The 18,638-nt window shown below is 43.6% G+C and carries 19 protein-coding genes; 9 read left to right on the forward strand and 10 right to left on the reverse strand.

All coding sequences use genetic code 11. The features are described 5' to 3' along the window. Positions 1-5 precede the first annotated feature (5 nt). The 5 genes from T426_RS0121360 (at position 6) to prmA (ending at position 6,308) form a co-directional block, all read left to right on the forward strand. Entirely contained in the window at positions 6-548 is a 543-nt protein-coding gene (locus tag T426_RS0121360; protein ID WP_025863654.1) for a DUF1599 domain-containing protein, read from the forward strand. After that, entirely contained in the window at positions 545-1,705 is a 1,161-nt protein-coding gene (locus T426_RS24700) for a BT_3928 family protein (protein ID WP_051569064.1), read from the forward strand. Before T426_RS0121360 ends, T426_RS24700 begins: the two co-directional genes overlap by 4 nt. Before the next feature lie 100 nt (positions 1,706-1,805). Further along, on the forward strand, positions 1,806-2,564 hold the full coding sequence (tpiA, locus tag T426_RS0121370; protein ID WP_025863653.1) for a triose-phosphate isomerase: 759 nt from the start codon (positions 1,806-1,808) through the stop codon (positions 2,562-2,564). A gap of 166 nt (positions 2,565-2,730) precedes the next feature. Then, positions 2,731-5,421 carry a DUF5686 and carboxypeptidase regulatory-like domain-containing protein gene (locus tag T426_RS0121375; RefSeq protein ID WP_025863652.1) on the forward strand — a complete coding sequence of 897 codons (2,691 nt, stop codon included), beginning with the start codon at positions 2,731-2,733 and terminating at the stop codon, positions 5,419-5,421. Between the two features lie 50 nt (positions 5,422-5,471). Then, complete coding sequence (gene prmA, locus T426_RS0121380; RefSeq protein WP_027586259.1) at positions 5,472-6,308, forward strand: 50S ribosomal protein L11 methyltransferase; 837 nt, start codon at positions 5,472-5,474, stop codon at positions 6,306-6,308. Here the strand turns inward: prmA and T426_RS0121385 are convergent. Both T426_RS0121385 and T426_RS0121390 read right to left on the reverse strand, forming a co-directional pair. Next, positions 6,298-6,807, reverse strand: a complete 510-nt coding sequence (locus T426_RS0121385; protein WP_025863651.1) for a metallophosphoesterase family protein — start codon at positions 6,805-6,807, stop codon at positions 6,298-6,300. The two genes, prmA and T426_RS0121385, sit on opposite strands and share 11 nt — an antisense overlap. Positions 6,808-6,840: 33 nt before the next feature. Then, complete coding sequence (locus T426_RS0121390; RefSeq protein WP_027586260.1) at positions 6,841-7,254, reverse strand: hypothetical protein; 414 nt, start codon at positions 7,252-7,254, stop codon at positions 6,841-6,843. A gap of 691 nt (positions 7,255-7,945) precedes the next feature. Here T426_RS0121390 and T426_RS0121395 point away from each other — a divergent pair. From T426_RS0121395 to T426_RS0121405, 3 genes are read left to right on the forward strand one after another with little or no spacing between them, the layout of a single operon-like run. Then, positions 7,946-8,443: a SixA phosphatase family protein gene (locus T426_RS0121395; RefSeq protein ID WP_025863649.1), complete on the forward strand. Its 498-nt coding sequence runs from the start codon at positions 7,946-7,948 to the stop codon at positions 8,441-8,443. Between the two features lie 31 nt (positions 8,444-8,474). Further along, positions 8,475-9,182 (forward strand): 16S rRNA (uracil(1498)-N(3))-methyltransferase, encoded by a 708-nt coding sequence (locus T426_RS0121400; RefSeq protein WP_025863648.1) that lies wholly within the window; start codon positions 8,475-8,477, stop codon positions 9,180-9,182. 4 nt (positions 9,183-9,186) lie between these two features. Further along, positions 9,187-9,867, forward strand: a complete 681-nt coding sequence (locus T426_RS0121405) for a DUF4159 domain-containing protein (protein WP_027586261.1) — start codon at positions 9,187-9,189, stop codon at positions 9,865-9,867. A 31-nt stretch (positions 9,868-9,898) separates the two neighbouring features. Here T426_RS0121405 and T426_RS0121410 read toward each other — a convergent pair whose 3' ends face one another. The 8 genes from T426_RS0121410 to T426_RS0121445 form a co-directional block, all read right to left on the reverse strand. Then, positions 9,899-10,501 carry an NAD(P)H-dependent oxidoreductase gene (locus T426_RS0121410; protein WP_025863647.1) on the reverse strand — a complete coding sequence of 201 codons (603 nt, stop codon included), beginning with the start codon at positions 10,499-10,501 and terminating at the stop codon, positions 9,899-9,901. Positions 10,502-10,710: 209 nt separating this feature from the next. Further along, entirely contained in the window at positions 10,711-11,166 is a 456-nt protein-coding gene (locus T426_RS0121415; protein ID WP_025863646.1) for a hypothetical protein, read from the reverse strand. Between the two features lie 340 nt (positions 11,167-11,506). Beyond that, positions 11,507-13,165 (reverse strand): diphosphate--fructose-6-phosphate 1-phosphotransferase, encoded by a 1,659-nt coding sequence (locus tag T426_RS0121420; protein ID WP_025863645.1) that lies wholly within the window; start codon positions 13,163-13,165, stop codon positions 11,507-11,509. Positions 13,166-13,353: 188 nt separating this feature from the next. Next, positions 13,354-13,563: a zinc ribbon domain-containing protein gene (locus T426_RS26350; protein ID WP_027586262.1), complete on the reverse strand. Its 210-nt coding sequence runs from the start codon at positions 13,561-13,563 to the stop codon at positions 13,354-13,356. Further along, positions 13,550-13,753: a type II toxin-antitoxin system antitoxin gene (locus T426_RS0121430; protein WP_025863644.1), complete on the reverse strand. Its 204-nt coding sequence runs from the start codon at positions 13,751-13,753 to the stop codon at positions 13,550-13,552. Before T426_RS0121430 ends, T426_RS26350 begins: the two co-directional genes overlap by 14 nt. A gap of 9 nt (positions 13,754-13,762) precedes the next feature. Continuing rightward, complete coding sequence (locus tag T426_RS0121435) at positions 13,763-14,608, reverse strand: SPFH domain-containing protein (RefSeq protein ID WP_025863643.1); 846 nt, start codon at positions 14,606-14,608, stop codon at positions 13,763-13,765. Between the two features lie 115 nt (positions 14,609-14,723). After that, positions 14,724-14,960: a hypothetical protein gene (locus tag T426_RS0121440; RefSeq protein ID WP_025863642.1), complete on the reverse strand. Its 237-nt coding sequence runs from the start codon at positions 14,958-14,960 to the stop codon at positions 14,724-14,726. Between the two features lie 107 nt (positions 14,961-15,067). Next, complete coding sequence (locus T426_RS0121445) at positions 15,068-15,661, reverse strand: RNA polymerase sigma factor (RefSeq protein ID WP_025863641.1); 594 nt, start codon at positions 15,659-15,661, stop codon at positions 15,068-15,070. Positions 15,662-15,822: 161 nt separating this feature from the next. On the opposite strand from T426_RS0121445, the gene uvrA reads away from it, so the two are divergent. After that, positions 15,823-18,624: an excinuclease ABC subunit UvrA gene (uvrA, locus tag T426_RS0121450; RefSeq protein ID WP_027586263.1), complete on the forward strand. Its 2,802-nt coding sequence runs from the start codon at positions 15,823-15,825 to the stop codon at positions 18,622-18,624. Positions 18,625-18,638 lie beyond the last annotated feature (14 nt).

An 18,638-nucleotide genomic window follows, 5' to 3' on the forward strand; every position in this document is an offset into this window, starting at 1 on the left:
AGACAATGGAGAAGACAGCTCAGCAATTCGATCATATCATCAGCATTTGCCACGATTTGTTCGTCAAGAAGATGCGCGATTACGGAACCGCGTGGCGTATCTTGCGTCCCAGTTCGATGACCGACCAGATATACATCAAAGCACAACGAATCCGCAGCATTGAGGAAAAAGGAGTTTCCAAAATTGATGAAGATGCACGTGCTGAGTTCATCGGTATTATCAACTACTGCTCCATGGCGATCATCCAGCTTGAGCTGAAACCTTCGGAAGAAGAATTACCGGCTGACATCACGGAAAGGATGTTTTTGGAAAATCTGGAGAAGGCCAAAACCTTGATGCTCGACAAAAACCACGACTATGGTGAAGCCTGGCGGCAAATGCGCATCAGTTCGTTTACCGATCTGATTTTGATGAAACTGAAACGCACCAAGCAGATTGAAGATAACCAGGGAAAAACATTGGTATCGGAAGGAATTGAAGCCAACTATCTTGACATTATCAACTACGCCATTTTTGCGATGGTAAAACTTGAGTTTGGCGAAGAATGATGAAGTGGCTCCGGAATATCAGCAGAGTACTGGTCGGCCTGGTTTTTATTTTTTCGGGCTTTGTGAAAGGAATTGATCCGTGGGGCGGTACTTATAAAATCACCGACTACTTCTATGCCTTTCATCTCGATTTCCTGGTTCCCATCGCACTGCCACTCTCATTTATCCTTTCCTTCGCCGAATTTGCGATAGGTGTAGGGCTCTTAAGTGGAACATTTCTCCGCTTTTTCTCCTGGCTGGCGCTCATTTTCATGAGCTTTTTCACTCCGCTAACACTTTATCTCGCATTAAACAATCCGGTAACCGATTGCGGTTGTTTCGGCGATGCGCTGGTGATTACCAACTGGCAAACTTTTTATAAAAACATCGCCATCATCCTGTTGGCCATTATCCTTTTCGCCGAAAGGCGCAAAGCGGATCATCCGCTGAAAGGAAAATCAGGCAGGTTTCTTTTCTCCGGCCTCATTCTGACTTATGTTGTGTTAGTTACCTGGTCGTACAATCACCTACCAATCATCGATTTCAGGCCCTACAAAGTGGGTGTAAATATTACCAGGGCCATGGAAATTCCGCCGGATGCCCAACCCGACGTTTACAAAAACAACTTCTACTATAAAAACATGAAGACCGGTGAGGTAAAGAAATTCTCGGAAGAAAATATTCCCTGGCGGGATTCACTTACGTGGGAATTTCAGTCCATGGACCAGCCGGTACTGGTTAAGCGAGGATACGTTCCACCCATTCACGATTTTTCGATACTAACACCACAGGGAGACGACGTAACGGACTATTTCCTGAAGGATGACAACTACACCTTCATGTTGGTGGCCTACGATTTACAGCAATCATCCACGAAAAATCAGGAGCGGATTAACGCACTGGCCAAATGGGCTGAAGCGCAAGGATACAACTTTATTTGTCTCACAGCATCGCTCGAAAATGAACAACAGGCATTTACTGAAGACAATAATGTCCCCTACCCTTTTCTGTCCACTGACGAAATCACCCTCAAAACCATGATTCGCTCCAATCCGGGTCTTATTTTAACCTACAAAGGAACGATTTTGGCCAAGTGGCATAACAACGACATCCCCGATTCTACTTCCTTCCGGCAAGAAATACTGCCGGAAATGAATAAAAAGTTAAATAAGGATTAAGGGCTTTCGGGTATTTTCAACTTCGGCGGGATGTTTCTATCTTTGTCGGTAGTTTAAGAACTTGAATAGCAACCATTCATCATTTTAAAATCAAACCATAATGAGAAAGAAGATTGTAGCCGGAAACTGGAAATGTAATACAAACCTGCAGGAAGGTGTTGAACTGGCCAAAGCGGTAAACGAACTGGTCGTTGCCAAAGGCGATAAAGATGTTGTGGTAGTACTGGGTACGCCTTTCACTCACCTCACAAAAGTGGTTGAAAGCGTTGACAACAACCGTATTGGTGTTTCGGCTCAAAACTGTGGAGCAGAAGCCAAAGGTGCCTTCACCGGTGAAGTTTCTGCTGAAATGGTTAAGTCCACCGGCGCAACTTATGTGATTCTTGGTCACTCCGAGCGTCGCGAATATTACAACGAAACCAGCGAGATCCTCAACAAAAAAGTGGCTTTGACGCTGGAAAACGGATTGACTCCCATTTATTGCTGTGGTGAGCCATTGGAAATTCGCGAAGCTGAGACACAGAATGATTTCGTCAAAAAACAACTCGACGAAACGGTCTTCCAACTTCCGGTTGATGAATTCAAAAAACTGGTTATTGCTTACGAACCCATTTGGGCTATCGGAACCGGTAAAACTGCATCAACTCAACAAGCACAGGATATGTTGGCCTTCATCCGCAGCCTGATTGCCGATAAATTCGGTAAAGATGTTGCCGAGGAAATTTCCATTCTTTACGGTGGTTCCTGCAAAGCCAGCAACGCTCCCGAATTATTCTCTCAGCCTGACATCGACGGTGGTCTGATTGGCGGTGCATCATTGAAAGCTGAAGAATTCCTGGGAATTATCAACGCTTACTAAAAAATATCTGCTGCGATTAAACTCGCAACTGTAATTTTTTCAAGATAAAGGTGACTGAAGCATTGTGTTCAGTCACCTTTTTTATTTTCTATGAGCATTTCGGATAAACAATTGTTATTATTCAACGAATAGCTGCTAAATTGCATCTAAGTAGATAAATGAACTTATGAGCAAACCTGTTTCCATACCAATCTATATCCGTCTGCTTTTATTTACTGCTGCTGTTTTATTCCCGCAATTAGTTAGGTCGCAAGCATTAAATGGAACAATCACCGACCAAAAAGGAGATCCGATTCCGTATGCTACCGTTTTTATCAAGGAACTTGCGCAGGGAACCACCAGCAATGTTGACGGGAAATATGGCATCGATGTACCGGAAGGAACTTATACCGTTATATACCGAAGTCTGGGATACGCTCCGCAATCCATTACCGTTAAGGTCAATAAAAAGCCGGTCTCCCAAAATATCACCATGGTCGACCAGGTTCATCAACTTAGCGAAATCAGGGTGTATGGCAATGGCGAAGATCCGGCCTATCCGATTATGCGACACGTTATCGGTCTATCTAATTTCCATAAAAACCAGATCGAATCATATAAAGCGGATGTTTATCTGAGAGGTACCGTTCATTTTAAAAAAGTATCGAGGATTATCCGCAATCAGTTGCGTAAACAAAAAGTGGAAGTCAAGTCGGGTGATACTTTCGTCGACGAAACCTACAGTACCATTACTTTCGACGCTCCTGACCATTATAAACAGGTGATCAAGTCGGTTAATTCTACTTTCCCGGATATTGTCGACTTCCCGGTAATGAAATTTTTTGCTGCCAGTCTGTACGATGATAACATCGATATCCTGATTTCGCCATTGGGGCGCAACGCCTTTAACCACTACAAATACGTTTACGAAGGATTTAGTTACGAAGGCGATTATACCATCGACAAAATCAAAGTTATTCCCCGACGGCGCAGTAAACAGCTTTTTTCAGGGTATTTATACATCATCGATGGCTTATGGTGCCTTCACAGTGCCGACCTGAACTTCGATACACCTTTCGGTGAAGTAAACGTCCGGCAGGTTTTCGATGAAGTGAAACCTGGTATTTGGATGCCGGTGGGACACAACTATGCCTTCGAAGGTGGTATTCTGGGTGTAAAAGGAAGTGTCCATTTCGGCGGCTCTGTAAAATATCGGGACGTTGTTTTAAATCCGAGGCTCATCGCTGTCAATCCCATAAATACGATGCCTCAGTTTGCGGATAAAACCGAGCCCCAAACTGAGAATCAGGATTCAGTCAAAGAAAATAAGAGCGAGCCGATGGGACACGAAGTGGAAGATGGCAAACGTATCGCCAAAGTTGCTAAAATCCTGAACAAGGAAAATATCACCAACCGCGACATGAACAAGCTTTCGCGCCTGGTGTCGCGTGAGTCGAAAATTGCTGAAGATGAAGGAGAACAATCGCTTGAGCTGAAAGACAAAAATCAACAGGTGGTTGTTTCGGGTGCGGAAAACAAAGACAGTGCCTACTGGAATGAAATTCGCCCAATTCCATTGACTAAAAACGAAATAGAAAGTTTTGAGAAACGCGACTCGTTGAAAACCGTGGCTCCAAAGAGCAACATATTTACCTCATCCCAAAAACGGAGTGATTTCTTAACGCGATATTTCGGACCACTTTTCACCGGTAAGAAATGGACCAACCGCGATACCACTTTTCATGTTTCCTATCCGGGGATTATCAACCTAAAATCCTTTGGTTTTAATGCCGTTGATGGCTGGAAAGTTCATCAGGAGATTACTTTCAATAAAACAGGCCGGCCTGGCCATGCCTTCTGGTTTACTCCATGGGGAACCTGGGCGATTAACCGGAAAGCCGTTTTATGGGGTGGCAAGACTGCCCTGACTTACGCTCCCATGCACCGCGGTATAGCCAATCTCGATTTTGGACGAAAAACCAGTGACTTTAACAGCCTCTACGCTATCGATCCTTTTATCAACGCGGTAGCCTCGCTTTTTTTCAAAGAGAACTATGCCCGTTACTACGAAAACCGTTACATCGATTTTCGTAACCGGATTGATCTGGCCAATGGATTGGTTTTTTACGGCGGATTCAGCTGGAACGACCGGCGCCGCCTGGAAAACTCGACCAACTATTCCTTTTTCAGAACGGATGTTGACTACCTGAACAATCTTCCGCACAATCATGTGGTAACCGATGCAAATCTGAATAGCCAAATCAACACGGTGCTGAAATTGAAAATAGAATACACGCCGCGCTATTATTACCGGGTTAAAGATGGAGTGAAAAAGATGGCCCATTCCGATTTTCCAACATTCTGGTTCCAGTACAATAAAGGTATCAAAGGACTTTTCAACAGCACGGCCGATTTCGATTACCTGGAAGCAGGACTGAAGCAAGGGATTCGGATCAATTCAGCGACCAGCTTCACGTATGAAATAAGGGGGGGATGGTTTCCAAATCGAAAACAAATCCACTTCAGTGACTTCTCCCAAACTAACAGTCAGCCATCTCCTGTATTATTCAAGGAATTCAGGCATGGATTTTTCATTCCGGGGTATTACGAACTACGGACCGATAACCGGTTTATCGAAGGCCACGTTTCTTACAAAGCGCCATACATTCTACTGAAATACCTACCGGGAATCAGTAATACGCTGTGGCGTGAATTGGTTTGGGCTGGCTACTACTCCATGCCTAGTTACCCGCAGTACACCGAAATCGGTTATTCGTTAATCGAGGTACTATTTAATGGGAATATTGGTGTGTTTGCGGGATTTGACGACTGGCACTACAGCCGTGTAGGAATGAACCTGGTGATTCGCATTTATTAGTGTTTATATTCGATCGAAATTCGCATCTTTACCAGCCAAATTTTATCGCAATGGAATACACGAAAGTCAGTTGTTTTCTGGAACCTGATTCCGAAATAAACCGTGAAATATTAACTGCTCAAATGGGGGAACTGGGCTTCGACAGCTTTAGTGAAACAGACAAAACCGTTGAAGCCTTCATCCCGTCGTCTGCTTTTACAGAAGATGTATTACAAAGTGAAAGCCTGAAAGACAATCCACTATTCAAAGTACGGTTTCAGACGGAAGTTATTCCCGACCAAAACTGGAACGAAGTATGGGAAAAGAACTATTTTAAACCATTGCTGGTAGAAAACCGATGTCTTATCAGGGCACCGTTCCATACCGATACTCCGAAAGCCGAGTATGAAATTGTGATTGATCCACGGATGGCTTTCGGAACCGGAAATCATGAGACCACTTACCTGATGATTTCAGCCATCTTATCTCAGGATTTACAAGGCAAACAGGTTCTCGATATGGGTTGTGGAACCGGTATTCTCGGCATCTTGGCTTCCATGCGGGGAGCCGAAACGGTGAAAGCCATCGATATTGATGAATGGGCCTACAACAACACACTCGAAAATGCCGAAATCAATAACATTACCAACATCGATGTTTTTCTGGGCGATGCCAACTTTTTGGGGAAACATAAATTCGATGTGATTTACGCGAACATCCACCGGAATATTTTGCTTCAGGATTTGCCGATATATGCTTCCGTCATGTGCAAGGAGGCGGAAATTATCATGAGTGGATTCTATCTCGAAGATTTGCCAACCATTTCCGCGAAAGCGGAAGAAGTAGGATTAAAACCTGCCGGCTACCAGGAACGGAACAACTGGGTAGCGGCACGCTTCATTCGGTAAACGAACCGCGACGTCCCATTTCCACCACTTCCAAATCGAAAATGCGCGAACCATCGATTGAAAAGCGGATCAGGGTTCTGACTTGATGAAAGCCCTGCACGCCTGCTGCTCCGGGATTAATATGCAGCAACCCGAGCTTTTGATCATTCACCACTTTCAAAATATGGGAATGACCGGAGATGAATAATTTGGGTGGATTATGATAGATTTCCGGCGTAACATATCGTTCATACCTTCCGGGATAACCGCCAATATGCGTCATCCAAACATCCACTTCTTCGCACAAAAATCGTTGATGTAACGGATATTCCTGCCTGATTTTATCGCCATCGATATTTCCGTAAACTGCCCGCAGAGGCTTCAGGGCAGCCAATTGGTCAACCACTTCCAGGTTACCGATGTCGCCGGCGTGCCAAATTTCGTCGCATTCCGAAAGATAGTTGAGTATGGCATTGTCCATATATCCGTGCGTATCCGATAACAGGCCTATTCGCTTCATGAGAAAAATTTGTGCGTAAAGATAGTGCGAGATTTACGGCTTTGAAAATGAAGATGGCGTTATATCGGGGCCGGCGGTAAGTTGTTCTCCCTGATAGAATGCTACCACAAAAATGAATTTATCGACACCTTTATTGATGAGATAAGCCCGGTAGCGCATGGCATCTTCGAAGTTAAAAAAGCGGCCAACTGCATAGCGGTGAAATCCATCGCTGCGGCTAATATAAAACGGTCCCGGCACTTTTGTCCGCCGTTTTAATATCCGTGCATCCTTTACCGGTTTCCGTAAGGCACAAATCTGGATCCGGTAGACTATTCTATCTTCAAGATTTCCCGAAGCTCTCAGAGCAAATCCTTTTGTTGTTTCGCCCGGCGATGCTTGCGTTGTTGCATCTGAAGGGGAGGCGAAGGCAACACATATAACGATAAAGAGGATTAGCAAACGCATCAATTGGCTGCAAGCTTTGGTTTTCACTAATTTAACTTATTATTGAAATTTCAGCAAAATTCCATCAGGCAAATTATCAGGAGGTTAACTTTTTGACGAGCCGCTACCATTGCTCTCCGCCACCTATTGTGCACGAAACGAGGACAATTGGATACCCTTTTGTTCCGCCGGGGAAATTTTTTTCATGGTTGATATTGGAACATCCGTTCCGGAAAAAATAGCTGCCAGGTTGTTTCGCTATTACCTACCGGGAATAAACTACATTTTGTAGCTGCTTCCCGCAAGGCGTCAGCAACAAACTACATTTTGTAGTTGCTTCCCGTAACGAAAAGAGAACGAAATACAGATTGTAGTTACTTCCCGTAACGAAAAGAGAACGAAATACAGATCGTAGTTGTTCCCCGTAACGTAGAGAGAACGAACTACAGATTGTCGTTTTCTCATTCGTCCGGACAAGAACCATCTGCCGTTCGCAGAAGCTTCCCGCAAGGAAAAAAGGCACCGTCGCCAATGGCAATTACCTGCCGCGCTGTGACGGGAACAAACAGCCATTTGCTATTGCGCCATGCAAGATGACAACAATCTTCGCTAACACTTGAATTCTTCCCTGTTTTCTCTTATTATTGAGGGAAACAGCCGGGAAATATCCCGGTAGGATAAAAAGAATCTGTTCTCATCTAAAAAAAAGCCTATGAAACTCGTTGTTCTTGTCCGTCACGGAAAAGCCGAGCATACAGATGATCCAAAACCTGATTTCCGGCGCGATTTAACTACCAGGGGCGAAGTGGATGCCACCAAAATAGCGGAAGAAATAAAACCAATGCTCCCTCAACCACTCCATTTCATCTCGAGTTCGGCCAACAGGGCGCTGCAAACTGCGACCTTCTTTGCCTCGGTTTTGGATTATCCCGAAGATTCCATCCGGGAAGAGGAGGACCTCTATGATGGACTCACCACAACCGATTTTTTGGAAATGCTGGCAAAAACACCGGAAGATTCCGACTGTGTCCTGGTATTTGGCCATAATCCCACGCAAACGATACTGGCCGACCGGATGCTAAACCATTTCGACCGCATACTCCCCACTTCCGGAGCCGTTGCTATTCGTTTCGAGGTACAGGCATGGGCCGATATTGAACCACGCAGCGGAGAACTGGCTTTCTATAAATATCCGAAAATGTTTCGCTAAGTTTGTCGCAGAATAACAATTCCGCGTGATTATGCACCTTTTCTATACGCCCGATATAAAAGGGAATCAATATACCTTAGATGAAACCGAGTCGAAGCATTGCGTCAGGGTTCTTCGACTGAACAACGGCGATAAAATTCAGTTGGTTGATGGCAAAGGGAGCTTTTTCGAGGCAGTCATCAGCCACGCTCATCCCAAAGCCTGTCAGGTAGAAATTACTGATGCAAAACACGAAGTCGGCAAACGCAATTTCAGGCTGCATATCGCCATCGGTCCAACCAAAAGTATCGATCGGTTTGAATGGTTTCTGGAAAAATCAACCGAAATCGGAATCGATGAAATCACGCCGCTTTTGTGCCGCTATTCCGAACGGAAAAATATTAAGCCAGTCAGGCTCGAGAACATTATCACATCGGCCATGAAGCAATCGCTGAAAGCCTACCGCCCGGTTCTGAATGAAATGACCAGCTTCAAAGAGTTCATTTCGCAGAAATTCGACGGCGAGAAATACATCGCTCACCTTGAGCCAACGGAAAGAAAACTTTTCAGTCATATTATCCCGAAAGGGAAAAATGTGTTGATCCTTATCGGTCCCGAAGGTGACTTCTCACCCGAAGAAATTCAGCTAGCATTTGATAATGGTTTTCAACCGGTTTCGCTGGGCGAATCGAGATTACGAACCGAAACTGCCGGGGTGGTGGCCTGCCATACCGTTAACCTTATCAACGAGTTGAAATAGCGTTATGAAGTTGCAAAGGATATATCGGGATATTTTGTGGGCCATGGCTTTTATTATCATGACCTTCACCGCCAATGCGCAATCGAAAACTTCGGTTAAGATTGCTCTGTTGAAATATGGCGGCGGCGGTGACTGGTATGCCAATCCAACCTCGTTGGGTGATCTCATTCAGTATTGCAATAAAAATATTGGCACCAACATCGATCCGGAGCCTGCTACCGTTGATGTGGGAAGCCCGGAAATTTTCAATTACCCGTTCCTGGATATGACTGGTCACGGGAATGTTTTCTTTACTGATGCTGAAGTGAAGAACCTACGTAAATATCTCGAATCGGGCGGTTTTCTGCATGCCGATGACAACTATGGACTTGATAAATATATCAGAAGAGAAATGAAAAAGGTCTTCCCCGAAAGCAAATTGGTGGAATTACCCTTTACGCACCCCATATATCATCAGAAATACGATTTCCCAAACGGATTACCTAAGATTCACGAGCACGACGGGAAACCGCCTCAGGGATTTGGTATTTTCTATAAAGGAAGGCTGGTTTTCTTCTACACGTACGAGTGTGATTTAGGTGATGGGTGGGAAAATCCTGCAGTGCATCACGACCCGTGGTCACTTCGGGAAAAAGCTTTACAAATGGGCGCTAATATTATCTCCTACGTATTCGACCACCCATAAAAAAACCAGACCGTTTGGCCTGGCAGTAAATTTAAACAGTTGCTTCGATTGGCAAATGCTTAGATATTTTTTCTCGTACTTCTTCGATATAACCGATTCGTACTGTTTTGTCGCGGGTCGTCGCATTTCCGAATAACAAGTGCTCAACAGTCTCAATTCCACAAAATCCGAAAACACCAGAGCGAATAAAGTTTTTAATCGAATCGGTCATGCCACTGGCATCGGCGTGTTTCCTCGAATCTCCCATATTATTTACCACCAGGGCTTTTTTGCCTTCGAGCAGCTTTAACAATCCCTTTTCAGGATGATAATCAAATGCAAACCCGCGAGTAAAAACACGGTCGAAATAACCTTTCAAAATAGCAGGCATACTGCCCCACCAGACCGGATAAATCAGACTGACAAGATCGGCTTTTCGCAAATATTCCTGTTCGGTTAAAATCTCTTCCGGGTACTCACCTCTACGCGATTTCTCAAAATCGGCAGCATAATCAACCGGTTTAAAATGCATTTGGTACAAATCTCTCACAACCACGTCGTGGCCGTTTGCCCTGGTTTGCTCCTTCATCACTTCCAAATATGCGTGACTTAGTGAATCAGGATTGGGATGAGCATATATAATTAAATGATTCATTATGTGAACTATCGATTCTATTTTTATTTAATCTAATTAATCGACAAAAATAGCGATTGTAGCTCACCCATCCAAGTTGACAATGGAAAGGTAAATTTGAGTTAACACACAAGAAAGGCTGCAACCTCGCGGTGCAGCCTTCACTCTGAAAAAACTGTGCATAATGCAACTAAACCTAATTATGAACTATTTGCGTTGGAAATTTCTCGTTATTTAACTCCCCAGTATTCGTTCGAAGCCATCCAGTTCTCGACTGCCAGCGTATCGTCTTTTTCCTGGTTGTTTCCGGTCCAGTAGGCATCAGATGACATCCAGTTTTCAACGGTTAACGGGCTATCGGAAAAGTCTGCCTGTTCCTTCACGCCCCAGTAATTTTCATTACTCATCCAATCTTCCACTTCCAGTTGTTCGTCCTGTTCGTTTATTCTCCAGTAGCTATCGCTACTCATCCAGTTTTCTACTTTCAATTCGCTGTCGTTCAGTTCTTCGTTTACTAAGACCGCCATCTTTTCAACATTCGTACTGTTCATTGCATTTACCGGCGAAAGCATGGCTACAAAACCAGAGATTCCCTGTGCATTAGCGATGTTCATTACACTTACTGTCAGAACTATCATGAAGGTTACGATTACCTTTTTTGCTGAGTTTGTTGTTTGTGTTTTCATGACGTTATCTCCTATTTTTTTAATCTTTTGTTTTTTGTCCGTTTGACCAGCTTAAAACAGGAAATGTGCCAAAGATTGTATTTATCTGTATTAGTGATACTTATAAAACCATCTATTATTCTTCAGAATTGTGGAGGGTCAAAAAATTGAACGGTAAAGAACAAGATATGTTCGATTTCGTACACGCTAAGGAAAAGTAACATCAGGAATTACATTTTGGGCGGAATTAAGCGCAAGAGGAATAAAACATCACACTCTTAATCAATAAGCTACCCATTTTTCGAGCACAAAAAAAGGCAACCTGATATACAAGCTGCCTTTCATATAATAGCGGTTGTGATTATTTACCTTGCTCGAGCTCCAATGTTTTGGTAGTCGCGTCACAGACTTCAGTCGGGCCAAAATACTGGATCGGTCCGGGATAAACGTAGCTGGTTTCAACAGCCCATTGTTCACGGTTTTCAGCCAGTTTAAGGAACGGTGCTGCATCCAGCTCAACCAACGCCTTCTGAATAACCGGTTTCATATGACCGTGACGACGCTCCATGTTCATCATCATCGTAATCGGAACACCTCCGGCAATCCATTTATCTGCTGGTTTGGTGGTATTCCGGACAGAAGACATATAACCAGTTTTACCATTTCCAATCAATACCGAAGCCGTTGCTCCCAGTGAATAGCAGTAATCAGCATCGAAATTAGAAGGAGCGGCGCAACGACCTTCGTAACCGAAGAAGTGGTTCTGAGCAGAGAAACTACCTTTGTAAGTACCTTCTTCCGTCATCTCAGCCAAACGAACATCAACCATCTCAATCAATAACTTCTCGGTCTCGATTTTCGATACCTGTACGTTTCCGTGCGGATCGCGATCGAGCGTCAGCTGCTTGGCGATTCCTTCAGGAAGTGATGCAAATACCTTGGAAGAAGTTTCACTCAGCTTGCCAATAACATACGTGCGTTTTTCGGCATCGGTCACCAGTGCTTTGAATTCATTGGCTGACTGCTGACCTTCGGCAAGCAAATCATTCAATTCGGTAATCAAAGTCTTCATTTCCGGAATAAACTCAATCAATCCTTCCGGTACCAGTATAACACCAAAATTATGGTCATCTTCAGCACGACGTGCAATAACATTGGCTATATAGTCTACGATCTCGGCCAGCGTTTGCTCTTTTTCAGCTACTTCTTCCGAAATCAGGGTAACATTCGGCCGAGTTTGCAATGCACACTCCAATGCAATGTGTGACGCTGAACGTCCCATTAGTTTAATGAAGTGCCAGTATTTTTTTGCTGAGTTCGCATCACGCATGATGTTTCCGATGAGCTCGGAATATACCTTGATGGCTGTATCGAAACCAAATGAGGTTTCAATCATCTCATTTTTCAGGTCACCATCGATAGTTTTGGGACAACCGATAACCTGAATTCCGGTTTCTTTCTGCAGATAGTACTCAGCCAATACACATGCATTGGTGTTTGAGTCATCACCACCGATAACCACCAGAGCATTAATGTTTAACTCCTTGCATATCTCGACGCCTTTGTCGAACTGAGCTTCTTCTTCGAGCTTGGTGCGACCGGAACCGATAATGTCGAAACCACCGGTATTGCGATATTCGTCAATAATTTCGTCGGTCAATTCCATGTATTCGTGATCAACCAAACCACCGGGACCACCCAGAAAACCGTATAATTTGTTTTCGGGGTTCAGTTTTTTCAAACCGTCATAAATACCGGAAATAACATTGTGACCTCCGGGCGCCTGGCCACCGGAAAGAATTACACCGACATTCATTACCGGCAGAGAACCAGTATCAGCACCCTCTTCAAAGGTGATAAGCGGCATACCATAGGTATTCGGGAAGAGCTTCTGAATTTCTTCCTGATCGGCAACCGACTCGGTTTCTTTTCCTACGACCACTTTTACTGGTCCTTGTAAAGCTTTGGGTAACTTGGGAGCGTATTTTGATCGCTCAAATTGTAAAGCACTTATAGCCATCCTACTTGATTATTTAGTAACAGGTTAAAACTATCCAAAAAAGCAGCGTAAAATTAACGGATTATCGCTAGGGCACCAAAGTCTGAGCCGGATTTATAGGAAATTTAAAGTTTAGTTTTCATACAAAAACAAAACAAGAGGCCAGTTACGGACCTCTTGCTTAAAATCAGTTATTCGTGTCGTGAAAATCAGTTGGTAAAGAAATCGAAGACATTACCTAGTTTACTACTCGAAACAGCAAAAAATTCGGTGTAAGAACACCTGTTACAGGTGACCGAAGTAAATTTCCGGCCCTGTACATCAAAGATTTTTGACCAGAAACCGCCGGCTACTCTAATTTCGCCTACATCGTACGAACGGTTTCCACATTTCGGGCATACATATTTATTCCTGCTCATCACTTTTCTGATTATCGGTTATCGTTTTATCGTCCTTCTTTGCAGGACCTCTGCCTGCCTTTCGAAGTTCGTGGTGTAAAAGGTATTCAATTTGTGCGTTGGTGCTGCGAAATTCATCCGATGCCCATTTTTCCAACGCATCGTAAGTCTCCGGATCGATCCTGAGCACGAATGATTTTTTCTTAGCCATACAAATTTTTTAATACAACGAGCCTGCGTTCAGTACCGGCTGTGCTGCTTCATCCGAACACAAAACAACCATCAGGTTACTGACCATGCTTGCCTTTCGCTCGTCGTCCAATTCAATAATATCTTTATCTTTTAATTCATCCAATGCCAGCTTGACCATGCCAACGGCACCTTCCACAACTTTGGTACGTGCCGCGACAATCGCTGTAGCTTGTTGACGGCGCAACATGGCCCCGGCTATTTCCGAAGCATACGCCAAATAATTAATCCGGGCTTCCATTATTTCGATACCGGCAATCGAGAGTCGCTCAGTGAGTTCCTTCTCCAGCAATTCGTTAACCTCTTCGCCTCCGCCTCTTAATGTGATTTCAGCATCTTCATCTTCGAAGTTGTCATACGGATAATAACCGGCCAACTTCCGGATGGCGGCTTCACTTTGGATATCGACAAACTGCTCATAATTGTCAACTTCGAAGGCTGCTTTATATGTGTCGGATACTTTCCAAACAACAACGACCCCAATCATGACCGGATTACCAATCTTATCGTTCACTTTTATAGGGTCCGAATCAATGTTTCTTGCCCTTAGCGAGATCTTCTCTTTGGTTAAAAATGGATTCACCCACCAAAAACCATTCGCTTTGGCTGTTCCTTTGTAAGCTCCAAATAATACCAATACAGCACTCTCATTCGGTGCGATGATAAGGAAACCAGGGATTAAAAAGATGAATAAGACGATCCCAATTATTCCGGGAATCAGCATTCCTCTTGTGAAGGAAAAAACTGACAAAGCCAGTACGACCAAAACAAGGAACAGATAAAGATACCCTGACATGGGCTTAAATGATTTTTCCATGATTTTAAGATTTGATTTATGATATCATAAAGATATCACTTTTATTTCATTTTAATAATCATGAAAGCAAAAAAAAGTCCGCCGAAGCGGACTCATAAATCGTTTAAAGCGAGATTTAATTAAGGTTCAGTTCTACTTGTGTATCACCTGAACTTAAAACGGTGTATTGCTTAGCAAAGCTTAAGATATTGTCTACGGTTTCCTGTGATGGGCTGTACATACAAGATTCTTTCTTATTTTTAAGAGTTTCTTGTATCATTTCCATGTGCCCCTCAGCTTCCGCCATGTCCTTCGACTCGTTTAAATCTGTTTCAAGAAGGAAATCAAAATAAAGAGTAAAAATATGGTTCATAGGCAAATTATGAGAATTTAATATTATGATTGCTTTGATTTTAAAACGAAAGGGGATGACATTTTATTGTCATCCCCTTTTATTTTTTTCTTCTTTTTTTTCAATTACTATGACAGTGTCAAATTCAATTGACGCTCTTCAATCAGTTTTCTCAGGTTAATTAAAGCGTAGCGCATCCTTCCGAGTGCCGTGTTAATCGACACTCCACTGTGCTCCGCGATTTCTCTGAAACTGAATCCGAGATAGTGACGCATGATAACAACCTGCCGCTGATCGTCAGGCAATTCGTCAATTAAATGACGGACTTCGCGAAAAATTTGTTCGCTGACCAGGTTGTCCTCAATGTTCATGTCGGAGAATTTCGGGCTGTTGAAAATGTCCACTTCTGTCTCATCATTCGATACCGTACTCAGGTGCTTCTCTTTCCTGAAGTGATCGATAATCAAATTGTGAGCAATGCGGATAGCCCAGGATACGAACTTACCGTTTTCGGTATACCGTCCTTTTTTCAGCGATTGAATAACTTTGATGAAAGTGTCCTGGAAGATGTCTTCAGCAACCGCATGATTTTTCACGATCATAAAAATGTACGTGTAAATCCGGTTCTTGTGACGTGTAATCAGGATTTCGAGACATTCGTGTTCGCCATCTACAAATTTTTGAACGAGCGCATAGTCGTCCAAGTGCTTAATTTCTACCATAATACTATAGGGTTGGTTCTCAAGGTAGAAATATTTCGATAGGCGTGTCTCCTTTTTTAAAGTGGTTAATGACTAATTGTTAACTTTGCAGACATCAAATATATATTATTTTTTTACAAATATTAACATTCCGCAAAAAAAATTCATTTTTTTTCATTCCAATGCTCTCAGAACCTACTGAATACATCGAAATAAAAGGCGCTCGCGTCCATAATTTAAAGAACATTGATCTGAAAATTCCCCGTAGCCGATTCATTGTCATCACCGGACTTTCCGGTTCCGGGAAGTCTTCTCTGGCATTCGATACGCTTTATGCCGAAGGACAAAGAAGGTACGTGGAGAGTCTTTCAAGCTATGCACGTCAATTTCTTGGCCGTATCGACAAACCCGAAGTTGATTACATTAAAGGAATACCACCAGCTATTGCCATTGAACAGAAAGTAAATACGAGAAACCCAAGATCGACGGTAGGAACCTCTACGGAGATATACGATTATTTGAAGTTGCTTTTTGCCCGTGTGGGAAAAACAATTTCTCCCGTTTCAGGGAAAGAAGTTTCACGATATCAGGTAACCGATGTAGTCGATTTTATTTTATCACACCCGGAAAAAACGCGTGTACTTGTTTTATCGCCGCTCCATGTAAAAAAGGATCGCTCGCTTGAAACAGAAGCAGATTTGCTGCGGCAACAGGGATTTACCCGCCTCGAAATTGATGGTGAAATTCATCGGATAGATGATCTGCTCGCCGATTCTACGAAACTCAAGACCAAAAGTGATGTTCATATCGTGATTGACAGGATTGCTGTTTCGCGAGATGAAGATACACAGAGCCGTGCCGCAGATTCTGTTCAAACAGCCTTTTACGAAGGAAAAGGGGAATGTGTCATCAAGGTGATGGGCGATGAAATCATAACCGAGCACTTTTCTAACCGGTTCGAAGCAGATGGGATCGAGTTCGAAGAGCCAACTATGCACATGTTCAGTTTCAACAATCCCATTGGTGCTTGTCCAACCTGCGAAGGCTACGGTAAAATTATCGGCATAGACGAAGATTTGGTGATTCCGAACAAATCGTTATCCATTTATAACGATGCCATCGCCTGTTGGAAAGGTGAGAAAATGAGTGAATGGAAAGAGCAATTGCTATTCAATGCCGAAAAATTCGACTTCCCAATTCATAAGCCTTATTACGAATTAACCGAAGAGCAACGACACCTGCTTTGGACCGGAAACCGACATTTTCATGGACTGAACCGTTTTTTTAAATATCTTGAAGAAAAAGCCTACAAAATCCAGTACCGGGTCATGTTATCACGCTACCGCGGAAAAACAATTTGCCCGGATTGTCGCGGAAGCAGACTAAAAAAGGAAGCAGCTTATGTAAAAGTGGTTGGGAAATCCATCCAGGAGTTGGTCGTAACACCCGCCAATGAGCTGAGAAAATATTTTGCCGACATTCAACTGACTGAGCACGAACAGAAAATTGCCGGCCGGTTACTTACTGAAATCAACAACCGTTTAGATTTTCTTTGCGATGTCGGTCTGGGATATCTCACGTTGAACCGATTGTCTTCGACACTTTCCGGTGGCGAATCGCAACGAATTAATCTGGCAACCTCGCTGGGTAGCAGTCTGGTCGGTTCGATGTATATTCTGGATGAACCCTCTATCGGATTGCATTCGCGTGATACCAGCCGTCTCATCAATGTTCTAAGAAAACTTCAGGATCTTGGTAATTCGGTGATTGTAGTAGAGCACGACGAGGAAATTATTCGTTCGGCTGACGAAGTCATTGACATTGGTCCGTTGGCCGGAATGCACGGAGGAGAGATTGTATTCCAGGGAAACCACAAAAAACTGGCAAAAGAAGGGACCAGTCTTACGGCCAAATACCTAACCGGAGAAGAAGAAATTCCTATTCCTGCTAAGCGCCGTTCGTGGAATAATTTCATCGAAATAACCGGTGCCCGCGAAAATAACCTGAAAAGCATCGATGTGAAATTTCCGTTGAATACCATGACCGTTGTGACCGGCGTTAGTGGTTCGGGAAAATCATCTTTGGTAAAAAATATTCTATACCCCGCCCTGGTCAAATATTACGGTGGGTATGGTGAAAGAACAGGAGCGCACCAAAAGGTAGATGGCGACATGCATTTGTTGACCGGAATTGAATTTGTCGATCAGAATCCTATCGGGAAATCGTCCCGTTCTAATCCGGTGACCTACCTGAAGGCTTACGACGAAATCAGGAAACTCTTCGCCGACCAGCAGGCTTCCAAAATAAATGGATTCAAAGCCTCGCACTTCTCTTTTAACATCGACGGCGGCCGATGTGAAGAATGCCAGGGCGAAGGTGTTATTAAGGTGGAAATGCAGTTCATGGCCGACATTTCGCTAACCTGTGAAAGTTGCGGAGGAAAGCGTTTCAAACAGGACATTCTGGAAGTTCGCTACCGCGAGAAAAACATCTACGATATCCTTGAAATGACCGTCAACCAGGCGGTCGACTTTTTTAGCGAAAAGGCTAAAACCACCGAAAAACGCATTGTGAAGAAGCTAATCCCGCTTCAGGATGTTGGACTCGGCTACCTGAAACTAGGGCAATCTTCCAGTACCTTATCCGGAGGTGAAAGTCAGCGAATCAAACTGGCTTCATTCCTGGCAAAGGAAAAAGATACGCCTACCCTTTTTGTATTTGATGAACCCACTACCGGGCTCCATTTTCACGATATCCGCAAGTTACTTGATGCTTTCAATGCGCTGATATTAAGAGGACACAGCATTATTATTATCGAGCACAACCTGGATGTCATTAAATCGGCTGATTGGATCATCGATTTGGGACCGGAAGGTGGAGACAAAGGCGGAAAGATTATTTTTGAAGGAACTCCCGAAAAATTAATTGGCTGCAAAGAATCGTATACCGGCCAATATTTGAAGCCGAAACTTCATTTGAAGTAACAAAATAGACAACC

Source organism: Prolixibacter bellariivorans ATCC BAA-1284 (assembly GCF_000621705.1).
Lineage (GTDB): Bacteria > Bacteroidota > Bacteroidia > Bacteroidales > Prolixibacteraceae > Prolixibacter > Prolixibacter bellariivorans.

Coding starts and splice junctions, on each gene's coding strand:
- T426_RS0121360 (WP_025863654.1), top strand. CDS start 6: ATGGAGAAGACAGCTCAGCAATTCGATCATATCATCAGCATTTGCCAC.
- T426_RS24700 (WP_051569064.1), top strand. CDS start 545: ATGATGAAGTGGCTCCGGAATATCAGCAGAGTACTGGTCGGCCTGGTT.
- tpiA (WP_025863653.1), top strand. CDS start 1,806: ATGAGAAAGAAGATTGTAGCCGGAAACTGGAAATGTAATACAAACCTG.
- T426_RS0121375 (WP_025863652.1), top strand. CDS start 2,731: ATGAGCAAACCTGTTTCCATACCAATCTATATCCGTCTGCTTTTATTT.
- prmA (WP_027586259.1), top strand. CDS start 5,472: ATGGAATACACGAAAGTCAGTTGTTTTCTGGAACCTGATTCCGAAATA.
- T426_RS0121385 (WP_025863651.1), bottom strand. CDS start 6,807: ATGAAGCGAATAGGCCTGTTATCGGATACGCACGGATATATGGACAAT.
- T426_RS0121390 (WP_027586260.1), bottom strand. CDS start 7,254: ATGCGTTTGCTAATCCTCTTTATCGTTATATGTGTTGCCTTCGCCTCC.
- T426_RS0121395 (WP_025863649.1), top strand. CDS start 7,946: ATGAAACTCGTTGTTCTTGTCCGTCACGGAAAAGCCGAGCATACAGAT.
- T426_RS0121400 (WP_025863648.1), top strand. CDS start 8,475: ATGCACCTTTTCTATACGCCCGATATAAAAGGGAATCAATATACCTTA.
- T426_RS0121405 (WP_027586261.1), top strand. CDS start 9,187: ATGAAGTTGCAAAGGATATATCGGGATATTTTGTGGGCCATGGCTTTT.
- T426_RS0121410 (WP_025863647.1), bottom strand. CDS start 10,501: ATGAATCATTTAATTATATATGCTCATCCCAATCCTGATTCACTAAGT.
- T426_RS0121415 (WP_025863646.1), bottom strand. CDS start 11,166: ATGAAAACACAAACAACAAACTCAGCAAAAAAGGTAATCGTAACCTTC.
- T426_RS0121420 (WP_025863645.1), bottom strand. CDS start 13,165: ATGGCTATAAGTGCTTTACAATTTGAGCGATCAAAATACGCTCCCAAG.
- T426_RS26350 (WP_027586262.1), bottom strand. CDS start 13,563: ATGAGCAGGAATAAATATGTATGCCCGAAATGTGGAAACCGTTCGTAC.
- T426_RS0121430 (WP_025863644.1), bottom strand. CDS start 13,753: ATGGCTAAGAAAAAATCATTCGTGCTCAGGATCGATCCGGAGACTTAC.
- T426_RS0121435 (WP_025863643.1), bottom strand. CDS start 14,608: ATGGAAAAATCATTTAAGCCCATGTCAGGGTATCTTTATCTGTTCCTT.
- T426_RS0121440 (WP_025863642.1), bottom strand. CDS start 14,960: ATGAACCATATTTTTACTCTTTATTTTGATTTCCTTCTTGAAACAGAT.
- T426_RS0121445 (WP_025863641.1), bottom strand. CDS start 15,661: ATGGTAGAAATTAAGCACTTGGACGACTATGCGCTCGTTCAAAAATTT.
- uvrA (WP_027586263.1), top strand. CDS start 15,823: ATGCTCTCAGAACCTACTGAATACATCGAAATAAAAGGCGCTCGCGTC.